This is a genomic window from Nitratifractor sp., from assembly GCF_015487065.1.
Classification (GTDB): Bacteria; Campylobacterota; Campylobacteria; order Campylobacterales; family Sulfurovaceae; genus Nitratifractor.
The window spans coordinates 1-2813 of record NZ_WFQN01000178.1 but is presented as its reverse complement, the minus strand read 5'-3'; the positions used below and the strand labels follow the sequence as shown (position 1 = coordinate 2813).

Sequence of the window (2813 nt, the reverse complement as noted above, 5' to 3'; positions counted from 1 at the left end):
GTCACCCCCAAAGCGGTCAACAAAACCCGTATCAGCCTCGACCTGACCCAATTTCAGACCCTACCGCCCAAGGCCCCTACCCGACCGCCGCATCCCAAACCGATTCCCAAACCGAAACAGCTCCGCAAAGCCGTTCCCAAAGCACAGCAGATGAAAATCGCCAAAGGGATGGAGCATCAAAACCTCCTACCGGTAGACAGCAATATGAGCCAAAGAAAGAAAAAGCGTGAAAAACCCAAAAAGATCGTGATCAAAACGGTAGAGAAAAAAGAGCTGAAGAAGCCGAAAAAGAGCTCCCAAAAAGTTCGCCGAAAGGTCGCGAAAAGAACCCATCGCAAAGCTGAACCGCCGCGTCGGAGCAAAGCCGCTCCGCCTCGGCATGCCCGCCGTCGTTCGATACCCCGGCACGCCCCCACTGGCCCCGCCAGCCGACTCATCAAACGGCTCTACGGCAGCAGTTACTCCCGAATGAGCTCCGCCCAGCGAAAATTTATCGACGAAAACCTACGCCGGATCCTGAGGATCTCCCAACAGACCCTCAACTACCTGGGCTATCCCCGGGAAGCGGCCCGTTTTGGAGAGCAGGGAACCAACATCGTCCAGTTCTACCTCCACCCCAACGGCGACATCAGCGGCCTGCGCCTGCGCCGCCGCACCGGTTCCTCTTCCCTGGACCGTCAGACCATCGAAGTGATCAAAACCGCCTACATGCACTACCCCCGTCCCAGAACCACGACGAAGATCATTATCTATGTGCGATACAGACTTTATTAATTTTGGATGTTGGATTTTGAATTTTGAATGAAATGTGGGTTGAGAACAATCCAACATTCAACATCCAAAATCCAGCATTCTAAGGCGCCAACGGCGCCTTAAAGCCGCTGCAGTTTCTTCAGCGCCGCTTTGACCAAAGTCGCCGTATCCCCACTCTCCCCGGCCAGAGCTTTGCGGATCGCCTCTTTTTTGAAACCGAGACTCTCCAGGGCCATCATCGCTTCCTGATGGTCGGCACCGGCGGACCCTCCTCCTTCGGAGCTGTCCACAATGAAGTCCGCCAGCTCCACCAGGATCCGGCTGGCGGCTTTGGGGCCGATGCCGGGGACCCGCTTGAGCAGCGCCACGTCTTTGGATGCCACCACTTTGGCGAAAGTCTCAGGGGTGAAGGTGGAGCAGACAGCCTGGGCTACTTTGGGGCCGACCCCGTTGATCTTGAGCAGTGTGTCGAACATCTTCTTTTCGTTTGCGTTGGCAAAACCGAAAAGCAGATTCGCATCCTCCCGGATGATCTGAGTTACATGTAGCCGCACTGTTTCTCTATCTGCTACAGCGTTGGAGGTGTTGATGGAGACATTCACTTCATAAATCAGGCCGCCCACGTTGATATGTAAACGGGTCGGCTCCCGCAGCTCCACCTTTCCTTCGATTCCGACGATCATCTTCTCCCCTTTATGCCGTTGTTTTTTTCAAACTCTACACCGTTTCGCATCGCTAAACGGAAAATATTTCACTCCGACATTTCTACTTCACTTTTCCGTCTCGAGCCCCAGCTCTTTGGCCAGGTACTGCCCGGTATAGCTGCCGGTCTCGCGCCAGGTTTCGGCCAGCTCTTCGGGGGTGCCGGCGGCGACGATCTGCCCCCCTTTGTTTCCGCCCTCGGGGCCCATATCCACGATGTAGTCGGCATTTTTGACCATGTCCAGGTTGTGCTCGATGACGATGACGCTGTTGCCCAGCTCCGTCAGGTGGTGCAGCACCCCGGTCAGTCGGTCCACGTCGGCGAAGTGCAGCCCCGTCGTGGGCTCGTCCAGGATATAAAGGGTCCGGCCGGTATCTTTGCGGCTGAGCTCCTTGGCCAGTTTGATCCGCTGGGCCTCTCCCCCCGAGAGGGTCGTGGCGTTTTGTCCCAGTTTGATATAGTCGAGTCCCACGTCCATCAGGGTCTTGAGCTTGGCGGCGATGGCGGGGATCGCTTTGAAAAACTCCATCGCCTCCCCGACGCTCATATTGAGCACTTCGGCGATGTTTTTGCCCTTGTAGCGCACCTCCAGGGTCTGCTCGTTGTAGCGGGCGCCGTGGCAGGCGTCGCAGGTGACCATCACATCGGGCAGGAAGTGCATCTCAATCTTGATCTGCCCCTCTCCCTGGCACTTCTCACAGCGACCTCCCTTGACGTTGAAGCTGAAGCGCCCCACCTTGTACCCCCGCAGCTCCGCCTCCTTGGTCTGGGCGAAAAGCTTGCGTATTTCGTCCATGACGCCGGTATAGGTGGCGGGGTTAGAGCGCGGCGTCCGGCCGATGGGGCTCTGGTCCAGGTAGATCACCTTGTCCAGATGCTCAAGGCCGTCTATCTCCACTCCTTCGACCCGGTTGACCTTTTTGGCCCGGTTGAGGATCTCCCTCGCCGTGGGCAGGAGGGTCTGGAGGATCAGGGAACTCTTGCCGCTGCCGCTGACGCCGGTGACGCAGACGAAGTTCCCCAGGGGCAGCCTTGCCGATAGGTTCTCGATGTTGTTGATCGTGACGTTGCGGATCTCCAGCCAGTGCTCCCTGGGGCGCTCGGCGTGGGGATAGGCGATCTCCTTTTTGCCGTAGAGATACTGGGCGGTGAGGGTCTTGGCCCACTTGAGCCGCTCGGCTTTGCCGGAGAAGACGATCTCTCCGCCGTACTCCCCGGCTCCGGGGCCGATGTCCACGATGTGGTCGGCGGCCAGGATCGTCTCTTTGTCGTGGTCCACGACGATGACGGTGTTGCCCTTGTCCCGTAGGGACTGCAGTGTGCGGATCAGCTTGAGGGTGTCTCGCTCGTGCAGACC

Annotated in this window: 2 protein-coding genes and 1 pseudogene; 1 reads left to right on the top strand and 2 read right to left on the bottom strand. The window is 57.9% G+C overall.

Translation table 11 applies throughout. The annotated features are described in order from the left end of the window. A partial coding sequence (locus F8I07_RS10060; protein WP_292659178.1) for an energy transducer TonB occupies window positions 1-774 on the top strand: 774 nt, incomplete at its 5' end. Between the two features lie 98 nt (window positions 775-872). Here the strand turns inward: F8I07_RS10060 and ruvA are convergent. Next, the gene (ruvA, locus tag F8I07_RS10055; protein WP_292659177.1) at window positions 873-1436 is read right to left on the bottom strand and encodes a Holliday junction branch migration protein RuvA; all 564 of its coding nucleotides are present in this window, start codon (window positions 1434-1436) and stop codon (window positions 873-875) included. A gap of 87 nt (window positions 1437-1523) precedes the next feature. Beyond that, a pseudogene (locus F8I07_RS10050) lies at window positions 1524-2813 on the bottom strand (ATP-binding cassette domain-containing protein); the annotation flags it as partial.